The sequence below is a fragment of the Paenibacillus lentus genome, from assembly GCF_042714055.1.
Lineage (GTDB): Bacteria > Bacillota > Bacilli > Paenibacillales > Paenibacillaceae > Fontibacillus > Fontibacillus lentus_A.
Map to the genome: position 1 here is coordinate 45,682 of NZ_JBHGVC010000017.1, position 19,673 is coordinate 65,354.

40 protein-coding genes are annotated in these 19,673 nt (G+C 46.1%); 1 reads left to right on the top strand and 39 read right to left on the bottom strand.

Going from position 1 to position 19,673, the window contains the following annotated elements:
- Positions 1-14: 14 nt before the first annotated feature.
- From ACE3MQ_RS24845 to ACE3MQ_RS24910, 14 genes are all read right to left on the bottom strand, one after another.
- Positions 15-1,757, bottom strand: coding sequence for a terminase large subunit (locus ACE3MQ_RS24845; RefSeq protein WP_379397838.1), 1,743 nt, complete (start codon positions 1,755-1,757; stop codon positions 15-17).
- Complete coding sequence (locus ACE3MQ_RS24850) at positions 1,732-2,046, bottom strand: phage terminase small subunit P27 family (RefSeq protein WP_379397840.1); 315 nt, start codon at positions 2,044-2,046, stop codon at positions 1,732-1,734. Before ACE3MQ_RS24850 ends, ACE3MQ_RS24845 begins: the two co-directional genes overlap by 26 nt.
- Positions 2,047-2,208: 162 nt before the next feature.
- Complete coding sequence (locus ACE3MQ_RS24855; protein ID WP_379397842.1) at positions 2,209-2,520, bottom strand: HNH endonuclease signature motif containing protein; 312 nt, start codon at positions 2,518-2,520, stop codon at positions 2,209-2,211.
- A gap of 345 nt (positions 2,521-2,865) precedes the next feature.
- Positions 2,866-3,201 (bottom strand): hypothetical protein, encoded by a 336-nt coding sequence (locus ACE3MQ_RS24860; RefSeq protein WP_379397844.1) that lies wholly within the window; start codon positions 3,199-3,201, stop codon positions 2,866-2,868.
- Positions 3,202-3,240: 39 nt separating this feature from the next.
- Positions 3,241-3,525, bottom strand: a complete 285-nt coding sequence (locus ACE3MQ_RS24865) for a hypothetical protein (protein ID WP_379397846.1) — start codon at positions 3,523-3,525, stop codon at positions 3,241-3,243.
- Positions 3,518-3,832, bottom strand: coding sequence for a hypothetical protein (locus ACE3MQ_RS24870; RefSeq protein WP_379397848.1), 315 nt, complete (start codon positions 3,830-3,832; stop codon positions 3,518-3,520). Before ACE3MQ_RS24870 ends, ACE3MQ_RS24865 begins: the two co-directional genes overlap by 8 nt.
- Entirely contained in the window at positions 3,829-4,371 is a 543-nt protein-coding gene (locus ACE3MQ_RS24875; protein WP_379397850.1) for a hypothetical protein, read from the bottom strand. Before ACE3MQ_RS24875 ends, ACE3MQ_RS24870 begins: the two co-directional genes overlap by 4 nt.
- A 193-nt stretch (positions 4,372-4,564) precedes the next feature.
- Entirely contained in the window at positions 4,565-5,194 is a 630-nt protein-coding gene (locus ACE3MQ_RS24880; RefSeq protein ID WP_379397852.1) for a DUF1492 domain-containing protein, read from the bottom strand.
- On the bottom strand, positions 5,151-5,357 hold the full coding sequence (locus ACE3MQ_RS24885; protein ID WP_379397854.1) for a hypothetical protein: 207 nt from the start codon (positions 5,355-5,357) through the stop codon (positions 5,151-5,153). Before ACE3MQ_RS24885 ends, ACE3MQ_RS24880 begins: the two co-directional genes overlap by 44 nt.
- A gap of 73 nt (positions 5,358-5,430) precedes the next feature.
- A complete protein-coding gene (locus tag ACE3MQ_RS24890) occupies positions 5,431-5,565 on the bottom strand; it encodes a hypothetical protein (RefSeq protein WP_379397856.1) in 135 nt (44 codons plus the stop codon).
- On the bottom strand, positions 5,562-6,053 hold the full coding sequence (locus tag ACE3MQ_RS24895; RefSeq protein ID WP_379397858.1) for a hypothetical protein: 492 nt from the start codon (positions 6,051-6,053) through the stop codon (positions 5,562-5,564). The genes ACE3MQ_RS24890 and ACE3MQ_RS24895 overlap by 4 nt, the downstream gene beginning before the upstream one ends.
- Complete coding sequence (locus ACE3MQ_RS24900) at positions 6,046-6,378, bottom strand: hypothetical protein (protein ID WP_379397860.1); 333 nt, start codon at positions 6,376-6,378, stop codon at positions 6,046-6,048. The genes ACE3MQ_RS24895 and ACE3MQ_RS24900 overlap by 8 nt, the downstream gene beginning before the upstream one ends.
- A 3-nt stretch (positions 6,379-6,381) precedes the next feature.
- The gene (locus ACE3MQ_RS24905; RefSeq protein WP_379397862.1) at positions 6,382-6,804 is read right to left on the bottom strand and encodes a YopX family protein; all 423 of its coding nucleotides are present in this window, start codon (positions 6,802-6,804) and stop codon (positions 6,382-6,384) included.
- Positions 6,805-6,817: 13 nt separating this feature from the next.
- The gene (locus ACE3MQ_RS24910) at positions 6,818-7,120 is read right to left on the bottom strand and encodes a hypothetical protein (protein WP_379397864.1); all 303 of its coding nucleotides are present in this window, start codon (positions 7,118-7,120) and stop codon (positions 6,818-6,820) included.
- Positions 7,121-7,232: 112 nt separating this feature from the next.
- Between ACE3MQ_RS24910 and ACE3MQ_RS24915 the strand changes: the two genes are divergently transcribed.
- Positions 7,233-7,436 carry a hypothetical protein gene (locus tag ACE3MQ_RS24915; protein WP_379397866.1) on the top strand — a complete coding sequence of 68 codons (204 nt, stop codon included), beginning with the start codon at positions 7,233-7,235 and terminating at the stop codon, positions 7,434-7,436.
- Positions 7,437-7,493: 57 nt separating this feature from the next.
- On the opposite strand, the gene ACE3MQ_RS24920 is transcribed toward ACE3MQ_RS24915, so the two are convergent.
- The 25 genes from ACE3MQ_RS24920 to ACE3MQ_RS25040 all read right to left on the bottom strand — a co-directional run bounded on the left by ACE3MQ_RS24920 (position 7,494) and on the right by ACE3MQ_RS25040 (position 19,670).
- The gene (locus ACE3MQ_RS24920) at positions 7,494-7,730 is read right to left on the bottom strand and encodes a hypothetical protein (RefSeq protein WP_379397868.1); all 237 of its coding nucleotides are present in this window, start codon (positions 7,728-7,730) and stop codon (positions 7,494-7,496) included.
- A 155-nt stretch (positions 7,731-7,885) separates the two neighbouring features.
- Entirely contained in the window at positions 7,886-8,191 is a 306-nt protein-coding gene (locus ACE3MQ_RS24925) for a BC1872 family protein (protein ID WP_379397870.1), read from the bottom strand.
- Between the two features lie 54 nt (positions 8,192-8,245).
- Positions 8,246-8,395: a hypothetical protein gene (locus ACE3MQ_RS24930; protein WP_379397872.1), complete on the bottom strand. Its 150-nt coding sequence runs from the start codon at positions 8,393-8,395 to the stop codon at positions 8,246-8,248.
- Complete coding sequence (locus ACE3MQ_RS24935) at positions 8,392-8,517, bottom strand: hypothetical protein (RefSeq protein ID WP_379397874.1); 126 nt, start codon at positions 8,515-8,517, stop codon at positions 8,392-8,394. The genes ACE3MQ_RS24930 and ACE3MQ_RS24935 overlap by 4 nt, the downstream gene beginning before the upstream one ends.
- Positions 8,514-8,648, bottom strand: a complete 135-nt coding sequence (locus tag ACE3MQ_RS24940; protein WP_379397876.1) for a hypothetical protein — start codon at positions 8,646-8,648, stop codon at positions 8,514-8,516. Before ACE3MQ_RS24940 ends, ACE3MQ_RS24935 begins: the two co-directional genes overlap by 4 nt.
- The gene (locus ACE3MQ_RS24945) at positions 8,638-9,483 is read right to left on the bottom strand and encodes a hypothetical protein (protein WP_379397878.1); all 846 of its coding nucleotides are present in this window, start codon (positions 9,481-9,483) and stop codon (positions 8,638-8,640) included. Before ACE3MQ_RS24945 ends, ACE3MQ_RS24940 begins: the two co-directional genes overlap by 11 nt.
- A gap of 3 nt (positions 9,484-9,486) precedes the next feature.
- Entirely contained in the window at positions 9,487-9,675 is a 189-nt protein-coding gene (locus tag ACE3MQ_RS24950; protein WP_379397880.1) for a hypothetical protein, read from the bottom strand.
- Between the two features lie 15 nt (positions 9,676-9,690).
- Positions 9,691-10,086 (bottom strand): hypothetical protein, encoded by a 396-nt coding sequence (locus ACE3MQ_RS24955; protein WP_379397882.1) that lies wholly within the window; start codon positions 10,084-10,086, stop codon positions 9,691-9,693.
- Between the two features lie 117 nt (positions 10,087-10,203).
- Positions 10,204-10,725, bottom strand: coding sequence for a DNA methyltransferase (locus ACE3MQ_RS24960; protein ID WP_379397884.1), 522 nt, complete (start codon positions 10,723-10,725; stop codon positions 10,204-10,206).
- A 218-nt stretch (positions 10,726-10,943) separates the two neighbouring features.
- On the bottom strand, positions 10,944-12,725 hold the full coding sequence (locus ACE3MQ_RS24965; protein WP_379397886.1) for a DNA cytosine methyltransferase: 1,782 nt from the start codon (positions 12,723-12,725) through the stop codon (positions 10,944-10,946).
- 87 nt (positions 12,726-12,812) lie between these two features.
- Positions 12,813-12,977 carry a hypothetical protein gene (locus tag ACE3MQ_RS24970; RefSeq protein ID WP_379397888.1) on the bottom strand — a complete coding sequence of 55 codons (165 nt, stop codon included), beginning with the start codon at positions 12,975-12,977 and terminating at the stop codon, positions 12,813-12,815.
- Positions 12,974-13,576, bottom strand: coding sequence for a sigma-70 family RNA polymerase sigma factor (locus ACE3MQ_RS24975; protein ID WP_379397890.1), 603 nt, complete (start codon positions 13,574-13,576; stop codon positions 12,974-12,976). Before ACE3MQ_RS24975 ends, ACE3MQ_RS24970 begins: the two co-directional genes overlap by 4 nt.
- Before the next feature lie 42 nt (positions 13,577-13,618).
- Positions 13,619-13,855, bottom strand: a complete 237-nt coding sequence (locus tag ACE3MQ_RS24980) for a hypothetical protein (RefSeq protein ID WP_379397892.1) — start codon at positions 13,853-13,855, stop codon at positions 13,619-13,621.
- 3 nt (positions 13,856-13,858) lie between these two features.
- Positions 13,859-14,218: a hypothetical protein gene (locus ACE3MQ_RS24985; protein ID WP_379397894.1), complete on the bottom strand. Its 360-nt coding sequence runs from the start codon at positions 14,216-14,218 to the stop codon at positions 13,859-13,861.
- A gap of 46 nt (positions 14,219-14,264) precedes the next feature.
- Positions 14,265-14,984, bottom strand: coding sequence for a hypothetical protein (locus ACE3MQ_RS24990; protein WP_379397896.1), 720 nt, complete (start codon positions 14,982-14,984; stop codon positions 14,265-14,267).
- 99 nt (positions 14,985-15,083) lie between these two features.
- Positions 15,084-15,419, bottom strand: coding sequence for a replication terminator protein (locus ACE3MQ_RS24995; RefSeq protein WP_379397898.1), 336 nt, complete (start codon positions 15,417-15,419; stop codon positions 15,084-15,086).
- 78 nt (positions 15,420-15,497) lie between these two features.
- Positions 15,498-16,298: a DUF4373 domain-containing protein gene (locus ACE3MQ_RS25000; protein ID WP_379397900.1), complete on the bottom strand. Its 801-nt coding sequence runs from the start codon at positions 16,296-16,298 to the stop codon at positions 15,498-15,500.
- Positions 16,295-16,696, bottom strand: a complete 402-nt coding sequence (locus ACE3MQ_RS25005) for a hypothetical protein (RefSeq protein ID WP_379397902.1) — start codon at positions 16,694-16,696, stop codon at positions 16,295-16,297. The genes ACE3MQ_RS25000 and ACE3MQ_RS25005 overlap by 4 nt, the downstream gene beginning before the upstream one ends.
- Entirely contained in the window at positions 16,693-17,373 is a 681-nt protein-coding gene (locus ACE3MQ_RS25010) for a rolling circle replication-associated protein (protein ID WP_379397904.1), read from the bottom strand. The genes ACE3MQ_RS25005 and ACE3MQ_RS25010 overlap by 4 nt, the downstream gene beginning before the upstream one ends.
- A 433-nt stretch (positions 17,374-17,806) precedes the next feature.
- Positions 17,807-18,217 carry a hypothetical protein gene (locus tag ACE3MQ_RS25015; RefSeq protein WP_379397906.1) on the bottom strand — a complete coding sequence of 137 codons (411 nt, stop codon included), beginning with the start codon at positions 18,215-18,217 and terminating at the stop codon, positions 17,807-17,809.
- Positions 18,202-18,747, bottom strand: a complete 546-nt coding sequence (locus ACE3MQ_RS25020; protein ID WP_379397908.1) for a hypothetical protein — start codon at positions 18,745-18,747, stop codon at positions 18,202-18,204. The genes ACE3MQ_RS25015 and ACE3MQ_RS25020 overlap by 16 nt, the downstream gene beginning before the upstream one ends.
- A complete protein-coding gene (locus ACE3MQ_RS25025) occupies positions 18,741-18,962 on the bottom strand; it encodes a hypothetical protein (protein ID WP_379397910.1) in 222 nt (73 codons plus the stop codon). The genes ACE3MQ_RS25020 and ACE3MQ_RS25025 overlap by 7 nt, the downstream gene beginning before the upstream one ends.
- Complete coding sequence (locus ACE3MQ_RS25030) at positions 18,959-19,108, bottom strand: hypothetical protein (RefSeq protein ID WP_379397912.1); 150 nt, start codon at positions 19,106-19,108, stop codon at positions 18,959-18,961. Before ACE3MQ_RS25030 ends, ACE3MQ_RS25025 begins: the two co-directional genes overlap by 4 nt.
- Before the next feature lie 5 nt (positions 19,109-19,113).
- Positions 19,114-19,341, bottom strand: a complete 228-nt coding sequence (locus ACE3MQ_RS25035) for a hypothetical protein (protein WP_379397914.1) — start codon at positions 19,339-19,341, stop codon at positions 19,114-19,116.
- Positions 19,341-19,670 carry a hypothetical protein gene (locus tag ACE3MQ_RS25040; RefSeq protein ID WP_379397916.1) on the bottom strand — a complete coding sequence of 110 codons (330 nt, stop codon included), beginning with the start codon at positions 19,668-19,670 and terminating at the stop codon, positions 19,341-19,343. Before ACE3MQ_RS25040 ends, ACE3MQ_RS25035 begins: the two co-directional genes overlap by 1 nt.
- Positions 19,671-19,673 lie beyond the last annotated feature (3 nt).

Here is a 19,673-nt window from a genome sequence, read left to right on the forward strand (position 1 = left end):
TTCACCACCTCCCTTCATTGATTGAATAGATCGTTAACAGAAATGAACTCGACATTACCGTCACCCTGGACAACAACGAATTTTTTCATGACTTCCGTATGAGCATTCAAAAAGGCCGCGAAACCGTCAATTTTACGGTAGCGACCTTGTTTTGTCGGTAGTTTATTCCTGTTTCGATCCTCGACCATCTTCACATTGTTGATGTACCAGCGGAATAATCTGTTATTGTTGAAAATAACATTCCCGTCAAGGAACCTCTCTTTAACATCATCTACTGCCGGGCCAAGCGTTAAATGTCCCTGCCGCACAATCTCGGTTTCGAAACCATAGGCATTCAATTTATCTACAAGGCCAGTAGCTTTGGCTGGGTCAAAAGTAATTAACTCGATAATGAAATGCTTGGACTGCTCAACAAACCAATCATAAACTAACTCTTTTCGAATATATTCCTCGTTAACAATGGTTAATAGGCCCTCTTCTTGTAGTTCCATGTAAGGTATTTTTTCGTTATCAAGTAACGTCTTTTTATATGGAACCCACGAGTGAGAAAGCACCACCACCTCGCCCGTTTCAACGATCGGAAATTCTAAGCAAGCGCTCGTGAAGTCCTCAGAATCCGATAAGTCAAAGCCACCGACACACGGTATATGTGCAATATCATCGAAGTTAATTTCCTTGTCATTTTTCTTAAGCGTTTCATAGTTAAGGAATGACTCTTCGGAATTATTGACGAATATATTGAACCGTTTCGTAATAAAGTCACTGCGCTCCGATGGGATCCGCTTTGCCTTTTCCCACTCCTCGATCATGTCCTGGAGCTTAATAGACACACCCATGTTCGGGTTTGCCTTAACCCACATTTCAGGCTTCTCAAATTCATCTTCTGAATCTAATTCAGCCATGTAATAAAAAGTTCTCTCGTCGGTTATTTCGCCTTCCAGGACATCTGTAGCCTGAGCATAATATTCAATTAACGGGCCATCCAACTGATAACCGGCTGTCGTAATATAAATGAGCAGCGGCTGATCACGTGCAGCCCTACTGTTTTTGACAACGTTGATCAACTTGAATGTTTTGTACTCGTGAATCTCGTCGAACACGCCTATATGAGTGTTTAGACCGTCTAACTTCTCAGAATCCGAGGCTTGCGGCTCTATTTTAGAGAATGTCTTGTCAAAATGAATCGCATCTCGAAGCGGCCTAAACCTCTTCCTGAGTTTCGGGGATGCCTTTATCATCGCCTTGGCCTCATCAAATAATAGCCGCGCCTGTTTCATGGAGTTGGCCAATAGCGGTATATCCGCCCCGCTCTCTCCGTCCTTGCTCACGCCATAAATGGAAACACCGGATATCAAGGTTGTTTTACCGTTCTTTCGACCAACAAAAATAAGGCCCTCCTTAAAGCGCCTTAACCTCGTGCCCTTGTGAACCCATCCGAACAAGCTACCTAAAACAAAATGCTGCCATGGCTGCAGAATGAGTTGTTTGTAATTCCCCTTCGAGGGCTTGCAATACTTTTCGATGAATTGGATTGGCCTATGTCCTAATTCCTCATCAAAAACGAAGGGAAATTTTTCTGTTCCAGCTCGATCTAAATCGTTCAAATGACGTTTACACGCCAATATCACCTTGTTTGAAGCGATTATATTTCCTTTTACAACTTGCTCAGCGTACCAGGTAGCCAACAGATTACCTGACGGCTTGGATAGTACATGAATAATCCCGGTTGTTTTAGAAGCTGTCAAAGTCGTCTTCATCCTCACTCACAACCTTTTTCCGCTGAGCAGGCGTTAGACCAAGGGACTTCAATAAGTTATTTAGTGTTTGAACCGTCTTCGTCAATTCAATTGAAAGGGGGTTTTTAACAAGATTCGTAGCCCCCGCTTTATTGGTGTATTCATACATTAGGTTTGATTTCTTTATTTCTGTTTGAAGCCTTCGGTAAAATTGGTGTGTCTCAATGTACAACTTAATAATTTCCTCGTCTGACTCTTCGTACGAATCACCTAGATACTCTCGTAATCTTTTAGCTGTCGGAACTGCCATTTTCGGGTTACCCCCCTTTCATGAAAAATTATCCGCAGTGTAAACGAAGCGCCCTCGCCGGTCCCGCCGGGTTCAAAGTCGAATTTCGAAGGGAGGGGGGGCTTCACCACGCTAAAGCGTAACAGAAAATAGTGGAAATCGATGGTCTCGACACATGCACGGTCAAAACACTTCCTCATTCGCTTTTGAAACAATCACCTTCACCCTACTAGGCTTTCTCTCTACCTTCTTTCCCCTTCTTCCCTTCTCTGGATGCTCTTTGTTATGACATGTAGGACATATGCTCTCTAGGTTATCTTCGTCCAGCGCAAGCTCTGGATAGTCCTCCAACGGCTTTATATGGTGTACTGTATTGGCGGTTGTTATAACCCCTCTCTTAAGGCAAGGTTGGCATAAGTAGTTATCTCGCTTAAGGATTACTACCCTGCATTTGCGCCATGCTGTAGACTTATAGAAAGGGTTAACCTTTTTCATTTCAAAGCGATGATAGGAATCACGGCACCAATGACAGCGCCTATCCACGCCCAAGGACTTCTAACGTAATGCCTAATAATCTCCTTCACTGGCGTTCACCTCTTTCTTACGAGCGTAATCAAGTCCACCTTCATATTCCTTGCCGTCAACAATGATCTTGACCGGCTCCGATCTGCTCATGTAGGGACGATCTCATACCGTTCTCTTAGCCAATCCCTGCGCTCGTCGATTATTCTGATATCGTTCATGTTCTCAATCCACCTTCTCTATTTCCAGACAACAAAAAAACCCCTCAGTGTTGAGTGGTTACCTGATTCATTCTATTCAAACGCCAATCATGTACTCCTAACCTTCTACATTCACTTTGATGCTCTTACACGCTTCTGCAATTAAGTTACCTGTTATGGATGTGTGTTCTCCAAACTTCTTCAATAACTCATCAAACTCTGGTGTAGTCTCAGCAGTAATATTAACTGTGAGATTGCCGACATTTATATCCTTGTCAGAAGAGGATCCTGGCATCAAATCCCGTTCAATGCTGTTGATCACGTTGGCAGCTCGTTCTTTAATAAAAGCATCGTGAATCGAATTTCCTTCGCTCTCTGCTATTCTAATCAATCGATCAAGAAGTTGTAATTTTAATTCAACTTGTTCCGACTTTGATAAGATTTCAAAAGACATAACTCAATCCTCCTTATCAGTTTACCTTTCCAATTCAAATCATGATTTTTCCTTAACCACATCCACACCCATTTTCAAGAGCTGGCGAATGGATCGACTCTCATATATCGGATTAAGCCAATACCCCCCAACCAACACGATCTGCATTTTCATTGTCATCGGGTTTAGTCCGTCCAGCATATACTCATTCCTGCTTACAAATTTTACTCGCGCCTCTCTAGGATACTTAGCCTTTACAAGTTTCCATAGAGAACGAGCCTCTGTACTATTTCTACCTATGACCAGTATGAGATCGTACCGTTTGGCAACCTCTGCTTTATTCATGTGCTGCCCCTCCCTCAATCTGCACCCGCAGCGCATCCATCTTTTCCTTGATCATCGCCCGCAGTTCTGCTTCTTTCCTGGCCGCGTCCTCATGGTTATCATTGGGATCGCTAAAGCGCCGCTGCACCCTACGTATACGCCCCTGTAACTTGCGTATCTCGGCATCCCTATAAAAGTTCACGTACTCGTGCTGACAATGCGGGCAATTGAAACATTGTTTATCTATGCCATCCTTGAGTTTTACCGTCTTAAACGATTCCACTACGAATGCTTTCTGGCAGCTGGCGTCACAATGCGTTTTCATCAAGTGAATAACCTCCTGAGATTAATCTCTTGTACACTTTGCTGTTCCTTATCTACATACTCCAATAAAATATTGTGGTTTCCTAGATCGCTGTCGCCTTTCGTTCTCCATTGATAGCCGACCCTCACCTTACCCGTTATATCTTCGCCTTTGTACCTGACGACAGGGACGGACTCCATGTCTTTTACCTCAATGATCAGTAAGGGTTCTTGACCTATGACACGCCCACCCTTATCGACGATCTCTACAACCGGGAGACCAGCCTCTTTAAGCCGTTCCCAGATGTCCAGGAAGAACGACCTGAACCACCTATGATACCTGTGCCCATGATCCTCATCGTGGTGTTTTTCAATATCTCCAATCTTTATTGGGCCGTCTGAATAGGTCAGTGCTAATTTAATGCAATAGGCTGTAGTCCTCCCAGTCGCTCTTCCGAACGCCGTATACTCCCCGGTGTATAGGTACCTCTTTTGCCAGTCATGCAGTGTAAACCCTAGAGCTTTTTCGATGATGGGTATCGTAGCGCACCAATTAACCAACATTATCTCCCCTTTTCCTCTTGAAATGCCAACTTAAAAAACAATAAAAATGCCGCCTCCGAAGGTTCGGAAACGGCTATCAAGTAGGAGAATTACCAAGTATACAATTATTGCACAATATCATTTTATCACCTTTTTAACGGCTTGAACTCCCCTGCTCACTGGACATCTTACTGGACAACTTACTGGACTTTTCTTAAAATCCAGCTAATTTGGCGTATTCTTCGACCGCTTTTATGCGCCAGCGGAAGTAAGTCTTCTCCACAACGCCTAATGCTTCGCATATGTCGGTTACCTCTTTTTTTTCGATATATCGCAGTCTGATTAACTTTTCAAAGTGCGGATGCCTTCTCTTTAAAACTAGCAGCACGCTATCAATTCTCGCTGACTTGGATATCAAATCCTGATATTCCGCAAGCTGATCCAGCACCTTTTCAATGTCGCCCCGCCGCCCCGTGCGAGCCTTGACTACTTTCTCTATTTTCTGGATTACTTCTTCCAAGTGCCTTTTGTCTTCGTCATCGACCGTTACACACTCTTCAACTGCCCGCTTTTGAGCCTTGGTTCCCGCCGGATGCCTGATCAGGTACGCAGTTGCGGTTTTCTCTAGTTTCTGCTCGTGGCCATTAAGGTACATGTATGTTGGTAACCTGCGCAACTGCCTGTGAAGGTCTTGGAGTTGATCATCCTCGTTCAAGCGGCTTACTGTAATCCCGCCACCCACTGGGTATGTCTGCAGCACACGTATTCTATCCATGTCGTCCCTGTACTCAGTAAGTTCCTTAATTACCTTTTGCTCTGCTGATACCGTTGCTACGGTTGACATTATTTCCCGCCTCCTCTTGAAGCACTCTCTTTATTGCATCAACTGGAACCTTGTATCTTTTGTTGTAGCGTGCTGCAAATCTATCATCGGACAAGTCATGATATATCCTTCTCATGTCCAAAATGCTTTTCCGGATCTCTTCCGGCGTGCTCATTCTCGCCATACAGCTCTATTCTCCTTTTCCTCTCTCTTAGCCAAATCTCGTAATAAATCTACATTTGCTGCTAACGACACGCTCAAAGCGGTTGCGATAAGGAGTGAAATATGTCCGGTGTTGGTGCGCCGAATCTCCAAACCTCATAGAATCGCCAACTAAAAGCAATAATCAGGTAGAAAGCAATAGACAGCATGGAGAATTTTAATCTGGTCATTTCGCTTCTCCTTCCTCAACCAATTCCAGTTGTAAGCTGCTAATTGATAGGTGCGACGAAATTTTATAATTATCTTGTATCCTCCGGCTCAACTTCTTTTCAGCATCTTTTTCTGACTCTGCCTCAACCTTTAGCCTTGGCTTTTGGACAGTTGTCCTTATTCCGTCATAAACATGGATAATTGCATCAAAGGTGAATGTCTTTGTCTCCTTCTCTGGGTAAAGGGATGTTAAGGCCTCCCATTGATTTTTAATTGATTCAATTTGGCTTTCTGCCTTATCTGCACGTTCTTTCTCTGCTACAGATTTATAGATGTACTCTTCCACTCGCAGGCTCAACCCCATGGCTTGATTGATGTAATATTCCAAAACGTCTACAACAGGAGTGCCTAATAGTGTTTTTTCATATTTTGGATTGTAGTCTTCGGAAGATTTGTATCCCTGGATGATCTCCATATCCTTTTGCCAGTCCCTGCCCTGTTTAGTCATGGGATATAACCTCCAAATCAACTGCATCTGCATTGCCGCAATGTGGACAATGGCCTTTGTCAATATCAACAAAAACTTCTGAATCATACTGCACAACACACTCAAAATCACATTCTCTACAATTGAATTTGATCGTTGTTGTATCTCCCGGCTTTATGGCTGGTGGGATGGGGTCGGGGTCGAATTCTCCGTTATCTATCGCAAAGCATAAGTTTGAATAGGCATCGCTCGATTCCTCGGACTCCATAAACGCTTCTGCCGCATCATTTTGCAAAATCCATAGTTTTAACTTTTCCGCATCTATTAGCCTTCTGTTATCCATCAATCTCTAACCTCCCAATAGCTCTGGATTGGTGTAAATGTCGCCTAGCTTTTTAGTGCCTTCTGCCCAGCAATATTTACGGTCAAATTCGATAAAATAAGAGAACCATAAGTATCCGTCTGGTAGACTGTCAGCAACAAACATATACCCGCTGCCGCAATACTGTACTTCGCAAATATGTTTCTGTCCTTCGTACTCTACTTCCGCAATGTCACCTTCATAAAATTCTGCTTGGTCATCGATGTCGTCATGTACTCCTGTATATTGCATCAGGACAAAATCCGACAAACGTAATTTGTGATATCCCCTACCCTCGTGCGGCATGTATACACCGACTATTTTCGTGTCGAAGTTTATACTCTCTAATTCATTCGGTTGGATCATTTTTTTAAGCGGCTTATAGAATGCTCTGAATTTATACTCACTCATGTATATACCTCCCCTAAAGTAAGGATTCGTCAACGATTAAGACTGAATTATCTGCTGATTTAAACACCTGCATTACTTCCCTAACTCTCATATCTTGGTGCGGCTCACATTTTATAAACTTTAGTAGCGCCTCGTCTTCGCTAATCTTTGTTGGGTGTGCTTTTTCGATGCGCATATGATCGAGATTGTCGTAACCGCCGACATGCTCTATATAAAGTTTCATAGCGTTAAACATAAGGTTATATTTCGATGTAACTTTGATTAAGGCATAGTACTCTGCATTGTTAAATTCGTAGTAACCAGTAAACTTTTCCATTGGTATACCTCCTTGAATAGCTTTGCTCGACAAAATCTAACAAAATAAACCTCTATAAAATTCCGAGTTCGTATATTAAGATAGGTGAGGATATCTATTAAGAGGTGATATAATGCGATCCGAAACCAGTATGTTAGTTAAACAACACATGCAATACATATTAAGCGACCCGGCTAATGCCGCTGAAATGCGTACGTTTGATACTCTTTATGCTCATATGTTTTATTACTTTACGACCGTCTTGGGATTACTACCTGATACTGCACAAGGTATTGTGGACGATTTCGAAGCCGATTTGATGGCTCAACCTGATTAAGGCTTTACGGCCCCCGGCTACGCCTAAGCATATTCGGTCGAGTCGAGGGCCTGCGGCCTAATCTTCTACTTTCCCTTTTTCTTCGAGCCTACGGGCTTCGGTTGCAAGCTGTAACGCTTTTGTTCTAAGTCTGCCAGCCCTGTTATGATCACCTTTTGCGGCAGCTTGCTTTGATCGTGTCTCCCAAAGGCCTGCCCTATTAAGCAATTTTGACACTTCCCTGCTTGCCATACTCTTTATCTCTCCCTTTGGTTTATTGGTGGCCTTTGTCTTTCCAATCCTTACAATTTCCACTTCCACCTCCATGGTATGGAGGGTAATTAGGCATAATAAGCTTGTCGTGGGCGGCACATCCAAGCGCAGTTTCGCTTACCTGTACGAGATTTCCGCGATTCTGGCATATTCTGGACTTGCTCGTTTTCATAGCTTTCTCCAATAACCCACCTGGCTTAATTACCATTCACACCATCCCCAAGCGCTAATAGAGCAGCTCTGCTTATCGCTTTTGTAGCTGTGCTTGCCCGCGCATAATGACTGCCTGCGTAAAAACTTGACACCCACATCATCGTTGCGTCCTTTTCTAAGTGGAAATGAAGTGTTTTTCTTTGAACCCGCTCAGCAATACTCATCGCGTCTAGCATGTCAAATGCGGGATTCCAATTTGATTTAACGGCGCCCCAACCCATCACACGAACCGCTGTAGCCTCTGCCAACTCTTGTGGTGTCATAGCTAAAATTTTGTCTTTGGTTAACACGTGAGCCCTCCCCTTCCTGAAATATGTGTCTACACTTCTATAGCCGTATAGGGGCTAAATAACCTCAAACTCCATAATCCGATTTCCGTTTTGCCACACAGTAACACGCGCTCCAACATGTGTATCCCTAACAAACGCCACAATCTCGTTAAAATCCAGAACTATCGTCTTGCATCCGTTTCTATATTCAGCTTCATAGATCATTCCTCATCCTCCTCACACGGTATCATTGCACCGCATTCCGCGCATTCGTATATCCCTTGGTTCCAGTGTGTAATCTCCCCGCCGCAAGCTGGACAAATGCCTTCTTCGAGTAAGTCTTTCATTGCTTATCACCTTCCAGCACGGTTAAATTGACCACGCCACCCTCTATATCTATGTCTACTAACTCGCAATTGACGTGTCCCAGGCTTTCCAGCAGCACCACAGATGGGATCTCAATCTTTTTAGTTGCCATCTTTGTCACCTTCCCCTAACTCTTTTCTGGCTTTATTAGCAATCATCATGGCGTAGTTGGCTAAGTTCGCCGCACTGTCAATGAGCCTGTCTACCTCGCGAGAGGTAAGGTCATCACGTTCATTCCAGCACATAACATTTGCGACAGCGGATGAAAGATCATGTAATCTACTCTCGATTTTTTTTAGAAAGAAGCTGTATCGATCATGATCCCATCCGCGCTTATAGTCGTTCTCCTTTAGCTTTGCTTCCATCCGATCTGCAAACCAGCGGACTTCAGGACGTTGTTCTTCTAGTGCTTTACGTAGTGCCAAATTATCCTCCTGAAGCTCGTACATTCTTTCGTTGTTTCCATTCGAAACAAACAGAATCTTTGCTTCAGCCTGCGCTCTCCATTCGGTAAGTTGTTGCTCTAGAAAGTTAATGTCTCGTAAATCTTCCGTTGAGCGTAATGCCCAATCCGGATGATCCCCCGATTTAATCAGGTCATATTCAGCAGCTTTTTGATATAGTTCATCAGGGAGCTTTGTGATAGTTTGTTTCAGCAATTCTCGCAGCCCTTGTATAGCCGCTGAATTGGCAGAAAGTTTCTGATTAGCCTGTTCCAGCGTCAGCAGCAGATCGTCTGCAATCGTATCTGCATCCACCGCTAATGGTATCGCCCCGGGCGTTGATGCTTGAAACAGCACCCGATCCCCTGTATTAAATACAACCTCTGATCCGTCATGTAGCGTTACTCTGATTTCACGTTCTTCTTTCATCCCTTTCCCGCCTCCAGCAAACAATTCCCGCAATCCGGGCAGCCCTACATGTGCATAGCTTCCTTTTTCAGACATCTTTTATTCCTCCCCTCTAACCCAGTCATCTGCATTCTCTGTTCTGCAAAACTCTTCCGCTTCTTTTAAACTCGAAAAATCCGCTATAAATGGCTGTTGGTAATCAGAATGAAAAACCCTGTACCCATTACCTCTTTCGCAAATGTCGAATCCATTAATCGTTGAAATAAGTTCAAATTCATTTTTATCCATGCTTACCTCTCCCCTCTAAAGACGTCTTTCCTGTTCAAACACCTTTATGCCATCCTGGTACAATTCCGTCATATGGTATCCGATTAAATCCTTTGGAATTGGTAATTCTCGTTGTTTGCAATTGCTGCAGCATGCGAACTTGATAACGAAATCAGTGCGTTTCCATGCAGGATTAGGTAATTTGGGTCGAGTGAGATACCAGTAAACGCATTTGTAGTTCACCCAGCTAATTTGATCGACGATATTGCCGCAATAATCACATTTGAAAGGTAATGATCCTTCGAATAAATCAATCTGACCATCAACAGGACGATCTTGCCTGTACCAGCGGAACCTTTGGTTATCTATAACTTCATAAACATTCCCATACATACCCCTGATAAATTCCCAGCGCTGCCCTGCTTCTACCATTTCGGCTGATCTCCGCTTTGCTCTTGGATCTGCTCGCATATTGAGCTTTATTCCGACATTCATGCACTCATAGGGCATTATTCATTCATCCTTTCAGGAGGTATTAGCCTCCTTGTGCTATATATTCAAAACCGGCTGAACAACCGCCGTTCTTAGCTCAGCGATTTCTACATACTGTTCTCCTAGTTCAATGATTGTACATTCCCGATTATTTTCGTGGGCAACCTTCAACGTTGTGCCTGATCCGCCGAACGGATCCAGCACCCGCCCCCCCTTCTTCGGGTTGGCTGGATCCGTCCAATTTTCATCTTGTTTATTCGCTGGACTTGATGCGTAGCTATCTCCGAAATTAACCCATAGCGTCCCATCCTTGCGAAGCAGTCTCCACACTTCCCGAAATACCAGCACCATATGAGCGACGAACATTTCCGGCGTAGGTTCCAGTCCTAGGCAGCCTTCCCAGGCTGGAACGGTTATTGGCGGAAGTCCGGCCATGGGCGAATATGTTACCTCCGGCCATTCGCTCGGTGGTATGCCGTAATCCCGTAGCCCCCAATATGGCGGTGATGTAACGCATGTATCAAATGATTCGGCGGCGAGCTCCGGCATGATCTTCATGCAGTCTCCTTTGATGATCAAATCAAATCCCTCCCCTCGGAGTAATTTCAAAACTATCGCAACAAAAGAACTGAATATGGCGATTGTTACGTTGCAGCTGGATAAACAGCTTCTCTCAATACACAATATGGAGGAATGCTATATGAAAAAAACACTGAAAAAATTAAAGGATAATCGCAAAACTATCTTTTCTGTTCTCAAAGATGTCATTTCGATAATCATCCAAATCTGTTATCTTCTTAAAGGCTAAACTCCAATTGCCCCGCTGCTCGTTTGTATCGTTCAAATGTTAGTGATCTGCCGGATCCCACGCACAACTCCGGCAGATTGGCTCGAACCAACGCCTCCGCGAACGGTGGAGGTACAGCATTGCCGCAACGGGCTACCTGGGCGCTCTTAGAATACTTCTTACCATCAGCATCCACGTCTATGATGTAGTTCGACGGAAACCCTTGAGCTGCGAACAATTCATGTGGCTCTAGCATCCGCATACCAATATCGACTATTTGATAATCCACCCCATGGATCGTGACCAAGCCAAATCGGTCTTTTGTGGTGATTGTGTGCAACGGGTCATTGAGCTCCTGGCCGTTGTCGGCGCTGCCGTAATATTTCAGCAGGAAGGCCCTGACCTCTCCGATATGTAGCCCGCCGGCTGTTGTTGTATGGACTGGTTCGGTTGCTGCATGCCCGATATTTGTCCCTCGCATTTTAATTAAATGACTAGTAACAAGAGCTGATTTCCCGCCTCCCCCTGCCGTGACGGTGCCTATAGGATCGTCCAGCGGGCTCCCTACGGACTCCCCGAAATGTCGGGCGATGTGAGCTGTAACCAGTGCATTATGGTCTACTGTCGTGATTGTCGATAACGGATCTTCCAAATCTGTCCCCGGCCCCGTATAGTTCCCGCCGTAATGCTTAGCAAGAAAAGCAGTAGCCAGAGCGAATTTATTGCCTTGAGCCGTGATCGTGCCGAGCGGCTTTTCCAAATCAAGCACCCTCGGTGCCTGGCCTTCCCGCTCTGTGTAACCCATCTGAATCATTGTTGGGCTAACTAGCATATGGTGACCGCCAGTTGTTACCGTTCGTAAAGGTTCTGTAGGAGTACTGCCAGGGTGGCCCGTTGTGTTCACACCAAGGATCGGTGTAACAATTCCCCAACCATTCTTTGCCGTAACCGTTTGAAGCGGCTCATCGATGGGCTGCCCCCGGAATTGTTCCCCATGGTGATTTACCTTGACGACAAATGGGGCAATGAATGGATTCGGGTTATCCAGTATGAAACGCTGTAGCCCCCGGGCAATCCGGCGTTGAGTATTCTCAGCCAACGGTTTCTTTCGTTCGAAAATCGATGGGCATGGAATAGACCAGTCGATGATCTCCGCTGCCGTGCGCCATGGTTTCCGTTTGCCGGAGATTACTTCCGGACTGTCCGGTGCGCCGTGCGTTGGCTCCGGCCAGACAATCGGCCTCCCGTCTCGTCTAAGAATAATAAAAAGCCTTTTACGTATTGTCGGAGCCCCGTAATCGCATGCCCGCAGCTCACGCCACTCCGCCTTATATCCTTGGCGGCGCATCGCGTTTATGAATGTGTTGAAGGTTCTCCCAGCCTGCTCCTTGATCGGATACCCGTCCTTATCCAGCGGCCCCCATGAAACAAACTCCTCAACGTTTTCGATAATTATTACTCTCGGTTGTACCGTTGCTGCCCAGCGAACCGCTACCCACGCCAGTCCCCGAATATTCTTCTCGCGAGGCTTGCCGCCACGTGCTATACTGTGATGCGTACAATCCGGCGAGAACCAAGCGAGCCCTACCGGGCGTCCGCCGGTGACTTCCCGGGGATCGACTCCCCATACATCCTCGCGATAATGTTTGGTCTCCGGATGATTAACGCGGTGCATAGAGATAGCCGCTGGATCATGATTGATTGCAATATCTACGCTCCGGCCAGTTGCGAGTTCAATCCCTGTGCTGGCTCCGCCTCCACCAGCGAAGTTATCAACGATAATTTCTCTCATTTACACTCTCCCCCTAGTTGAATAGGAACACTCGTTCCGTCTCGTGGGTATGACAACCCGCCGCCGCACCCTTTTCCCTCGGCGTGATTACTTCGGATATACCTTCTTAATCTTGTGGTTCGCATTCACGTGCTTCTTCCTTATTCGACGTTGAATCTCTTCTGCTGCAGCTTGCTTATGGACAGCATTAGCTCCTGGATCATTAAAAGCTATCTCGTAAAGCTGAGCGAGGTTAGCAGCGTGCCAATTCATAGCTGCCCCACCTGCTCATATCGCTCTTTGATGACTTGCAAAGATGTCCAAACCCCTTGGCGCTTTACACCAAATCCTCTCGCGATATCGGCCACCGTATGCCCGGCGATTAGGTATTTAACAATATCCTTCTGCCGATCCGTCAGACCGTCAATAAACTCATTGACGAATAACCTTGAATGGTCGTCCTCATCTAGCAGGACATCCTTATAGGATGCTGATTGATGTTCTGTATCTTCTGACCCCATACTCTTGTCCAGTGATAGCACCCTGGGCGGCTCTATCTGCCTAGACAAATGCACCGGAATGCGAATCATGCGATATTTGGTATCAATGTAGCGGAGGATGTATCCCCGAATGCACGTCACCGCATAAGTGGAAAATCTCTTAGCAGCCGTTTTCGTCGGGTCAAACCTGCTGTAAGCATGGAGCAATCCCATCATTCCCTCGCTCACGATATCCTCGTAGTCATGACCCTGAATATTCTTGAATTTAGCTGCTATAGAGTACACAAGCCCGGCGTTCTCGGTAACAAACTGTTCCATATCTCCAAGGTAAGGATTATTTTCGATCCGCTCCGGCTTCTTCGCTGCTCCCATAGTTTTTATCCCTCGCTTTCGTTCTTCGTCCGTTCTGAAAAGCTAATCTTCCTTGGTTATTTCCAACTTGTTAATACTGCCGTAATACACATTCCCCTGAACTACTTGATCATACATATCCCATTCCCAATCAAGGATTTCCAACTGATCGCCGCTGTCTTTCACCTCTATGTTTAGGTCACCAGAAAACAATTTTTCCCTGGCTTCTTCTTCGCTCTCTGCTTCCAAGTTGATCATTAATTTCATTACTACCGGAACTTCGATAAAATATATTCCCATTGCTCATCTTCCCTTCGCTTTACTCATGTCCCGTACTCCATCGCCCCGCCGATAACTCAAAACTTTCTTCTCCAACTCGGTTGCCTTATCTATGTCTATATCTTCGATAAATCTTGTGTAGAGCGGAATATAACGATATGCGCTTGTTTCTGCTGCTTTGTATATATAAGCAGCGGGACTTTCTTTCGGTCGAACCGGGCAGCCTAGTTGCTTACATCGCCCTGGCGGTAAGAGGATATCGGCTATAGGTTCAGCCCCATACCACCGACCGGATGCCACCCATTCACCATTAACTTCAATCTCCTGCGGTATAAAGCATGACTTCCCGGTGTCCATCATTTGATTTTTGGTTAGCCACTGCATACGGTAATCCCCCTTAAGGGAGGGCAGCCGGAGCCGCCCGCCATCATTAGGCAATAATGGTCACAAAGTCGTTATCAATCTCCTCTGATAAGTTTTCCACCAAATATTCCTTAATGCTCGCCATGGCCTGGAGTTTCCATGCCCCGCCGTCTGCTTCAAAGAGTCCCGCCCGTGGGCCTTCCTGCATTCGGAAAACAAACGAACAAGCAGGCTGCGGAATGTCTATAAACGTCCGGAATGGTTTTAGTTCAGCGGGGTTTGGTAGAACCACGTCCGCTACCGTGGTAATGCCCGTTTTAGCCGTAACCGTTTGAGACACGCCGTCATCACCAGTGGTTTTTACGTTATCCTCTTTCAGGTTGCCAACGATTTTGAGAATCGAGTCCCGATCGACCGTCGGAACAAAGCAGGATTGGAGTAGGATATTAAAGTTTTCAACGTCCAGGAAGCGCTCAAACGGTATTGTAGGTAGTAACGCTTCCGCCCTGATTAGGCAATCCCGCCGATAATCTCGATTAAATCCGCTAACGACTTTGACGTCCGTAGGACTTTCAACATGCAGCAGCACTGGGCCCCAATTGTCATAGTTATTTACTAGATAATCCACTAGACCGGAAAGACTCCGTACAGTTAGGGTGGAAGCGGTAGGCTCGGGAATGAGCGCTAACTCTTTTCCGCTAAATATCTGCCCCCCAACTTGTTTCACCTCTGCATTGCCAAGAGCCAATGAGTTAATATATTGCAAAGCTTCCTTGATAATAGACATGTATAATTCCTCCTAAAAGTTTAATTGATAGATTATTTAAAGTTCACAACGTTACCGCCGTCTTTCGGCTTTCCGTCCTCGTCAACCTTCCGGCCATACTCATCGGCCAATTCCCCCATCCTTATCGATCATAAATTGATTCCGCTCACCGGACAGCAGCTCCGCATACTGCGCTTTCCCTTCCCCGTCCACACCGAATGCAATTTGAGTCGATACCCCATTAACCGCAGCGAGCGTTGATTTCACATCAACCTCAACCTCGGATGCTTCCCGGCGTCTATCCGGGCTGATCGTTACAGTAAGTACGATCTTGCGCTTGGCTTTCCACGGTGTATTGGGATCGATGATGTTTTCGGCAACCTTTCGCATTTCTCGCTCAAACAGTTCAAGAGCGGCGCCATTGGCCAATTCATCCAAGCTAATTCCAATTTCCATACTAATCACTCCTAGAAATTCATATTTGTTAGCGAACAACGGGTTATATCATGGGTGGTGCTCTTCTCTGGCTCACGATTATCCACCCTGCTTTCTTGCCTGCATTGCAACAGCAAGCTTCATGTACTCCGACATTTCCTCTTCTGTCGGCAGGTCGCCCCCTGTGACACTCTCGACAATGGGGATTGCTGGTTTTACTACATGCCCGCCGCGATAGCTCTTTTGTTGCACGGGCGGTTTCGAGCGCATTTCCAAAACGAGCTTGGGAAACTTGTCCCGGAACTTCTCAGCACTCAGGACATTCCTTTTCCAGAAATGATGATTAACAGCCCAGTCCATTACGGATTTGATAAGTGCAGTATCTGAATGCTTGTCCAACTCCACCAGCTTTCTAAAATCATCCGCCCACACTTGGAGGTTTGTCCGGTTAGTAAGGTGGGAAAGTCCTTCGGCAGCAGCCATGGCGTCAATTTTCTCCTTGAAGTAAACAGCCATTTTGTAGTAGGTGCTGTCCGGCGGATATTCAGTCCGCTTCTGTTTCCTCTTCCCCTTGCCGGATCCCGATGCCTTTTGCTCATCCATCCGGCGACAAAGCGCCGGACACCAGAAGTATTTTCCATCGGAGAGGAACAGCCCAAACTCGATGCAGGCGGTTATGAAGGTTTCAGCAGTGCTATAGTCGGTGTGCATCTGCGAGGCATATGCATTAACGGCGTATCTCGCTTGCATATCCAGCCGATACCCTTCTGATTCCCGCATCATTTCAATCAAAATCCAATACCACCCATACCCCTCGGCACCGTACACGCCGCGCATTGCTGATATTTTCGGATCGTTACGGGCAGTCGAATCATGAGGAAAATAACAAACCTCTTTCACGTAACCACCCCCGCTTGCTTCCAATACTTCCGACCGGGGCCGGTAGTGTAATAGATGTATAATTCCGCTTGCCTTCGTATTTTCCAATCCCGCCCCTCTTCCGTTTCGTCTACCCACTGGTGACAAGAGCCTGTAAGGTTCTTGGGGCCGCATAAAAGATCAATATTCCAAGGCACCCGCCCGCTGCCATATTGGCTGGCATTGGTTAGGTGAGCATTCTCAAACCATCCTTCGGGCTGGCTGCAGCTGCAACGCCCGCAAACCGGATAACCCGTATGTTCCTCCGCCCGGCGCCGGACTTCCTTACGTACTACTGGCGTGATCTTCGTATGCTGCCCTTGGGTAGGTTTCCCGCGTTTGTGCTTCGGCTTGCTCACTGGATTCCATCCTATATTCATGTTCCCGCCGCCCTTCGTAGTTTCAAATAAACCGACCATCCCGTAATTTCGTTATAGACAGGCTTACACTCGGTCAAATCCCAATCGGGGTATTTCTTTCGCCAAAAATCTTGATTATCGATTTCATTCTTCACGATCCGTTCGACTTGCCTGCGCGAATATTTATGATCGTTTGTTCTGCAGGTTGGCTTTTCGAGATTTTGTGAAGAACTCCACCGCTTCTTACCGTTCGGGTTCTTCATCAGATACCGGGCCAAGGCTTCCAGGCCGTAATCATTCGGCTTCAATCGGTCGGCATTGGCAAACCCGATCCGCTCGCCTTCCTTCTGCCCCTTTCTCCGGGGCCTCCGCCACAAGTCTTCTATGGTGTCGCGATCCAATCCAGCATTCATGACAATATGATGATGGACTCTTGTCGGCTTCTCCCCGCCCTTCCCGCTGCTGAATTCTGTCACAAGTATGTATTTGAGCGGTGGGAGCCCTTCCCGTTTCCTTCGGTGCGATATTCGCCGGATAAAATTGGCAGCTTCCCTTTCTGCTTCCTCGACCGTCTCCGGCACCTTGGCATAGGTCACGGTGACGTGCAGGTCATCTTCTCCGAAATTCGTATTAACCAGCTGAATGAAATACCTCTTGGCATTCTTGTCATTCAGATTCCGCTGCTTCGGAGCGGACATTTTTTCCTTCTTAGCCCTCCCCCTCTTTCTTGGGGATAATTGACTCTGCGGGTATATGTCCACTTCCAAGTACTTCTTCCCGCAATAAATTTTCTTTTCTCGTATGAAACTCCGCACGGCGATTCCCCCAGGTTGCTTAGTGCCGTAAAGAGTATTTCAATCCTGCTGTCTAACCGTGCTGGGACTGCCGTTCCCAACATTCTATTAATCTCAAATATCTTTGCTTCGCAGGAAAGATAATACCCATTACAAGCCCAGAAACGCCCGGCAAAGCGTTGTTTTTTTGCTTGTTCCTCGCCGCGAAATTTGATACAATTGAATTAATTGGAATTGTATTTTTCGCGTCGAGTTCGCCCTGTGGTCGCTTCCCTCAAAGCAACCATCGGGGCGAATTTCTTTTTTTCTGTCGTGTCGTTTTGGCGCTCCAGGCGTTTCATATCCCGCCGCCTCCGGCCGCCAAGATGTTCAATTCCATCCGAATTGCTAGACGGATTTCATATAGATGTTCAGTTAGAGCCTTAAATTCGTTTTTCCATAACCGAGAGCGTTCCAAGGCCGCGGCCTCATCTTCCCGCAACTCCATTACCGCCAATTCCGCAGCATTTACCTTGTCGCCCCGTTCCGCGTCCCGCTTCGCCTCGGCATATGTATTTATCCGCAGAACTTTGGCTCTCTCATATTCCCCATCCATGTGCGCTGATACGCGCCCCATCAGTTCATGACATTGTGTCAGCAGCTTTAGACGCATACGGAGAGAACCAGGGCTATCATCCGTATAATCCTCTACCTGCTTCCGATAGACTTTGATATCTCGGATGTATTGTCCAATCACGCTTGGATCCATGATTCCTCCTTGCTTGCGATTGACTCAGAGAGGCACTTGTAATTGCAGTAAATGTCCTCTCCATACCGCACAACCTTTTGCCCCTTCTCAATGGGCTCATTGCATGTCCAGCATCCACATTTGGCATCGCTTTTAACGATTGCCCGCAGTGGCTCAGAATAGGCTCCTGTATTGCTGATCGGCTGAAAGTCCGGAGTTCGTCGCCCTTGAATCGATTCCAATTCCGCTAAAAGCTCGTAGTATCTCTGTCTTGTCAATTGAACTAAATCTGATCTCGTTCCATATAGAGACACCATTTGTTTAGATAGATTTCGGAGTTCCAAACGTATCTGTTCTATGCGTTTGATCTTCTCTAAGACCAACTTTTCCCCGGCCGTTAGCGGGGGTAGCTTTTCGAAATGTACGGCATAAAGATCGTTCAGATTACAATGAACAATTACGATTGCATCAAACAATGTCGGTTCATCCGGCGCCCAAATCAATTCCGTGTCATCCTCGACAGAAACAAAAGGGACAACAGGATTCACCATTGTTGACGCTCCTGTAAAATGGCTGGCGTTACCGCAGGCGGATAGGCTGCATTGAGTAGGTCGCGAAGTTTAAGTATGTCTGCCTGTCCTTTAATTTTTACTGCGGCTGGCTCCGAATCCATCCGATACATAAGGAATACGTGCTCTTCATTATCCACCCAGCACACATCTTCGGTGCTCAACTCAACTGATTGCGTTGGAACTTCTTCGATCATTCCGCCCCTTCCCTTCTCCTTAATTCCTGGGTAAGTTCTTCAATTGCATCGTCGAATAAATCCGTGTTGTACTTGCTTTGCATGGATAGCAGTAGATTCAAGCGTTGCCTCGCGGCGAGGCGCTGCTCTAAACGCTCCGGGGTCATATTCTTTACCTCCTAATCTCGACAATTGAGTAAATGCCAGCATAGATCGACCAGCCGTACTGTTCGTAATTGTGGGTGATCTGCCTCAATGTGACGCGGACAAATCTATCTGCATTGCGGCATTCGATTTTTATTACATTTTCCTTGGTTAGTTCGGTTATGGATCCATCTTCACTTTGGATAGAGACTTTGCCATCTTCGACGACCAGGTTCCCGGTTATAATGCGGCTCATTAGTTTGTGCCCCCTAAGTGATAGTCCCTTTCTTCGCGGATTGTGTAGTCAAGATCGCTGTAATTCACTTCCTTATCGCGAAGAATCTTTTTTAACCGGAGTTTCAAGGTTTTAAGTTTCTCCAGCGTGGCGGCGCCCTTGTGTAAATAAACCTCATCAGTTGTAATTCTGGTTTTGTAATCCTGTTTACTGGCTCGTATTCTGATTTTAAATAGAGTCACATGCCCAGAAAAATCCGTGAATACCGCGTAATCAGTGTGTAGATTTATCAAAAATGCAAGGGCTTGTACCTCGCCTGTAGCTATTGCAATATCACTATTAATTTTCACGCC

Bases quoted from the DNA above. Each gene is read 5' to 3' on its own strand.
- ACE3MQ_RS24910 (WP_379397864.1), bottom strand. From the start codon at position 7,120: ATGGAAAAGTTTACTGGTTACTACGAATTTAACAATGCAGAGTACTAT.
- ACE3MQ_RS25020 (WP_379397908.1), bottom strand. From the start codon at position 18,747: ATGGTGAATCCTGTTGTCCCTTTTGTTTCTGTCGAGGATGACACGGAA.
- ACE3MQ_RS24965 (WP_379397886.1), bottom strand. From the start codon at position 12,725: ATGAGAGAAATTATCGTTGATAACTTCGCTGGTGGAGGCGGAGCCAGC.
- ACE3MQ_RS24930 (WP_379397872.1), bottom strand. From the start codon at position 8,395: ATGATCTATGAAGCTGAATATAGAAACGGATGCAAGACGATAGTTCTG.
- ACE3MQ_RS24915 (WP_379397866.1), top strand. From the start codon at position 7,233: ATGCGATCCGAAACCAGTATGTTAGTTAAACAACACATGCAATACATA.
- ACE3MQ_RS24995 (WP_379397898.1), bottom strand. From the start codon at position 15,419: ATGGAAATTGGAATTAGCTTGGATGAATTGGCCAATGGCGCCGCTCTT.
- ACE3MQ_RS24845 (WP_379397838.1), bottom strand. From the start codon at position 1,757: ATGAAGACGACTTTGACAGCTTCTAAAACAACCGGGATTATTCATGTA.
- ACE3MQ_RS24850 (WP_379397840.1), bottom strand. From the start codon at position 2,046: ATGGCAGTTCCGACAGCTAAAAGATTACGAGAGTATCTAGGTGATTCG.
- ACE3MQ_RS24945 (WP_379397878.1), bottom strand. From the start codon at position 9,483: ATGTCTGAAAAAGGAAGCTATGCACATGTAGGGCTGCCCGGATTGCGG.
- ACE3MQ_RS24880 (WP_379397852.1), bottom strand. From the start codon at position 5,194: ATGTCAACCGTAGCAACGGTATCAGCAGAGCAAAAGGTAATTAAGGAA.
- ACE3MQ_RS25010 (WP_379397904.1), bottom strand. From the start codon at position 17,373: ATGTCCGCTCCGAAGCAGCGGAATCTGAATGACAAGAATGCCAAGAGG.
- ACE3MQ_RS25015 (WP_379397906.1), bottom strand. From the start codon at position 18,217: ATGGATCCAAGCGTGATTGGACAATACATCCGAGATATCAAAGTCTAT.
- ACE3MQ_RS24950 (WP_379397880.1), bottom strand. From the start codon at position 9,675: ATGGATAAAAATGAATTTGAACTTATTTCAACGATTAATGGATTCGAC.
- ACE3MQ_RS25030 (WP_379397912.1), bottom strand. From the start codon at position 19,108: ATGACCCCGGAGCGTTTAGAGCAGCGCCTCGCCGCGAGGCAACGCTTG.
- ACE3MQ_RS25025 (WP_379397910.1), bottom strand. From the start codon at position 18,962: ATGATCGAAGAAGTTCCAACGCAATCAGTTGAGTTGAGCACCGAAGAT.
- ACE3MQ_RS24895 (WP_379397858.1), bottom strand. From the start codon at position 6,053: ATGACTAAACAGGGCAGGGACTGGCAAAAGGATATGGAGATCATCCAG.
- ACE3MQ_RS24865 (WP_379397846.1), bottom strand. From the start codon at position 3,525: ATGAATAAAGCAGAGGTTGCCAAACGGTACGATCTCATACTGGTCATA.
- ACE3MQ_RS24875 (WP_379397850.1), bottom strand. From the start codon at position 4,371: ATGTTGGTTAATTGGTGCGCTACGATACCCATCATCGAAAAAGCTCTA.
- ACE3MQ_RS24970 (WP_379397888.1), bottom strand. From the start codon at position 12,977: ATGAATTGGCACGCTGCTAACCTCGCTCAGCTTTACGAGATAGCTTTT.
- ACE3MQ_RS24975 (WP_379397890.1), bottom strand. From the start codon at position 13,576: ATGGGAGCAGCGAAGAAGCCGGAGCGGATCGAAAATAATCCTTACCTT.
- ACE3MQ_RS24940 (WP_379397876.1), bottom strand. From the start codon at position 8,648: ATGGCAACTAAAAAGATTGAGATCCCATCTGTGGTGCTGCTGGAAAGC.
- ACE3MQ_RS25035 (WP_379397914.1), bottom strand. From the start codon at position 19,341: ATGAGCCGCATTATAACCGGGAACCTGGTCGTCGAAGATGGCAAAGTC.
- ACE3MQ_RS24980 (WP_379397892.1), bottom strand. From the start codon at position 13,855: ATGGGAATATATTTTATCGAAGTTCCGGTAGTAATGAAATTAATGATC.
- ACE3MQ_RS24905 (WP_379397862.1), bottom strand. From the start codon at position 6,804: ATGAGTGAGTATAAATTCAGAGCATTCTATAAGCCGCTTAAAAAAATG.
- ACE3MQ_RS24885 (WP_379397854.1), bottom strand. From the start codon at position 5,357: ATGGCGAGAATGAGCACGCCGGAAGAGATCCGGAAAAGCATTTTGGAC.
- ACE3MQ_RS24860 (WP_379397844.1), bottom strand. From the start codon at position 3,201: ATGTCTTTTGAAATCTTATCAAAGTCGGAACAAGTTGAATTAAAATTA.
- ACE3MQ_RS24855 (WP_379397842.1), bottom strand. From the start codon at position 2,520: ATGAAAAAGGTTAACCCTTTCTATAAGTCTACAGCATGGCGCAAATGC.
- ACE3MQ_RS24955 (WP_379397882.1), bottom strand. From the start codon at position 10,086: ATGGTAGAAGCAGGGCAGCGCTGGGAATTTATCAGGGGTATGTATGGG.
- ACE3MQ_RS24935 (WP_379397874.1), bottom strand. From the start codon at position 8,517: ATGAAAGACTTACTCGAAGAAGGCATTTGTCCAGCTTGCGGCGGGGAG.
- ACE3MQ_RS24985 (WP_379397894.1), bottom strand. From the start codon at position 14,218: ATGCAGTGGCTAACCAAAAATCAAATGATGGACACCGGGAAGTCATGC.
- ACE3MQ_RS24990 (WP_379397896.1), bottom strand. From the start codon at position 14,984: ATGTCTATTATCAAGGAAGCTTTGCAATATATTAACTCATTGGCTCTT.
- ACE3MQ_RS25005 (WP_379397902.1), bottom strand. From the start codon at position 16,696: ATGAATATAGGATGGAATCCAGTGAGCAAGCCGAAGCACAAACGCGGG.
- ACE3MQ_RS24890 (WP_379397856.1), bottom strand. From the start codon at position 5,565: ATGACCAGATTAAAATTCTCCATGCTGTCTATTGCTTTCTACCTGATT.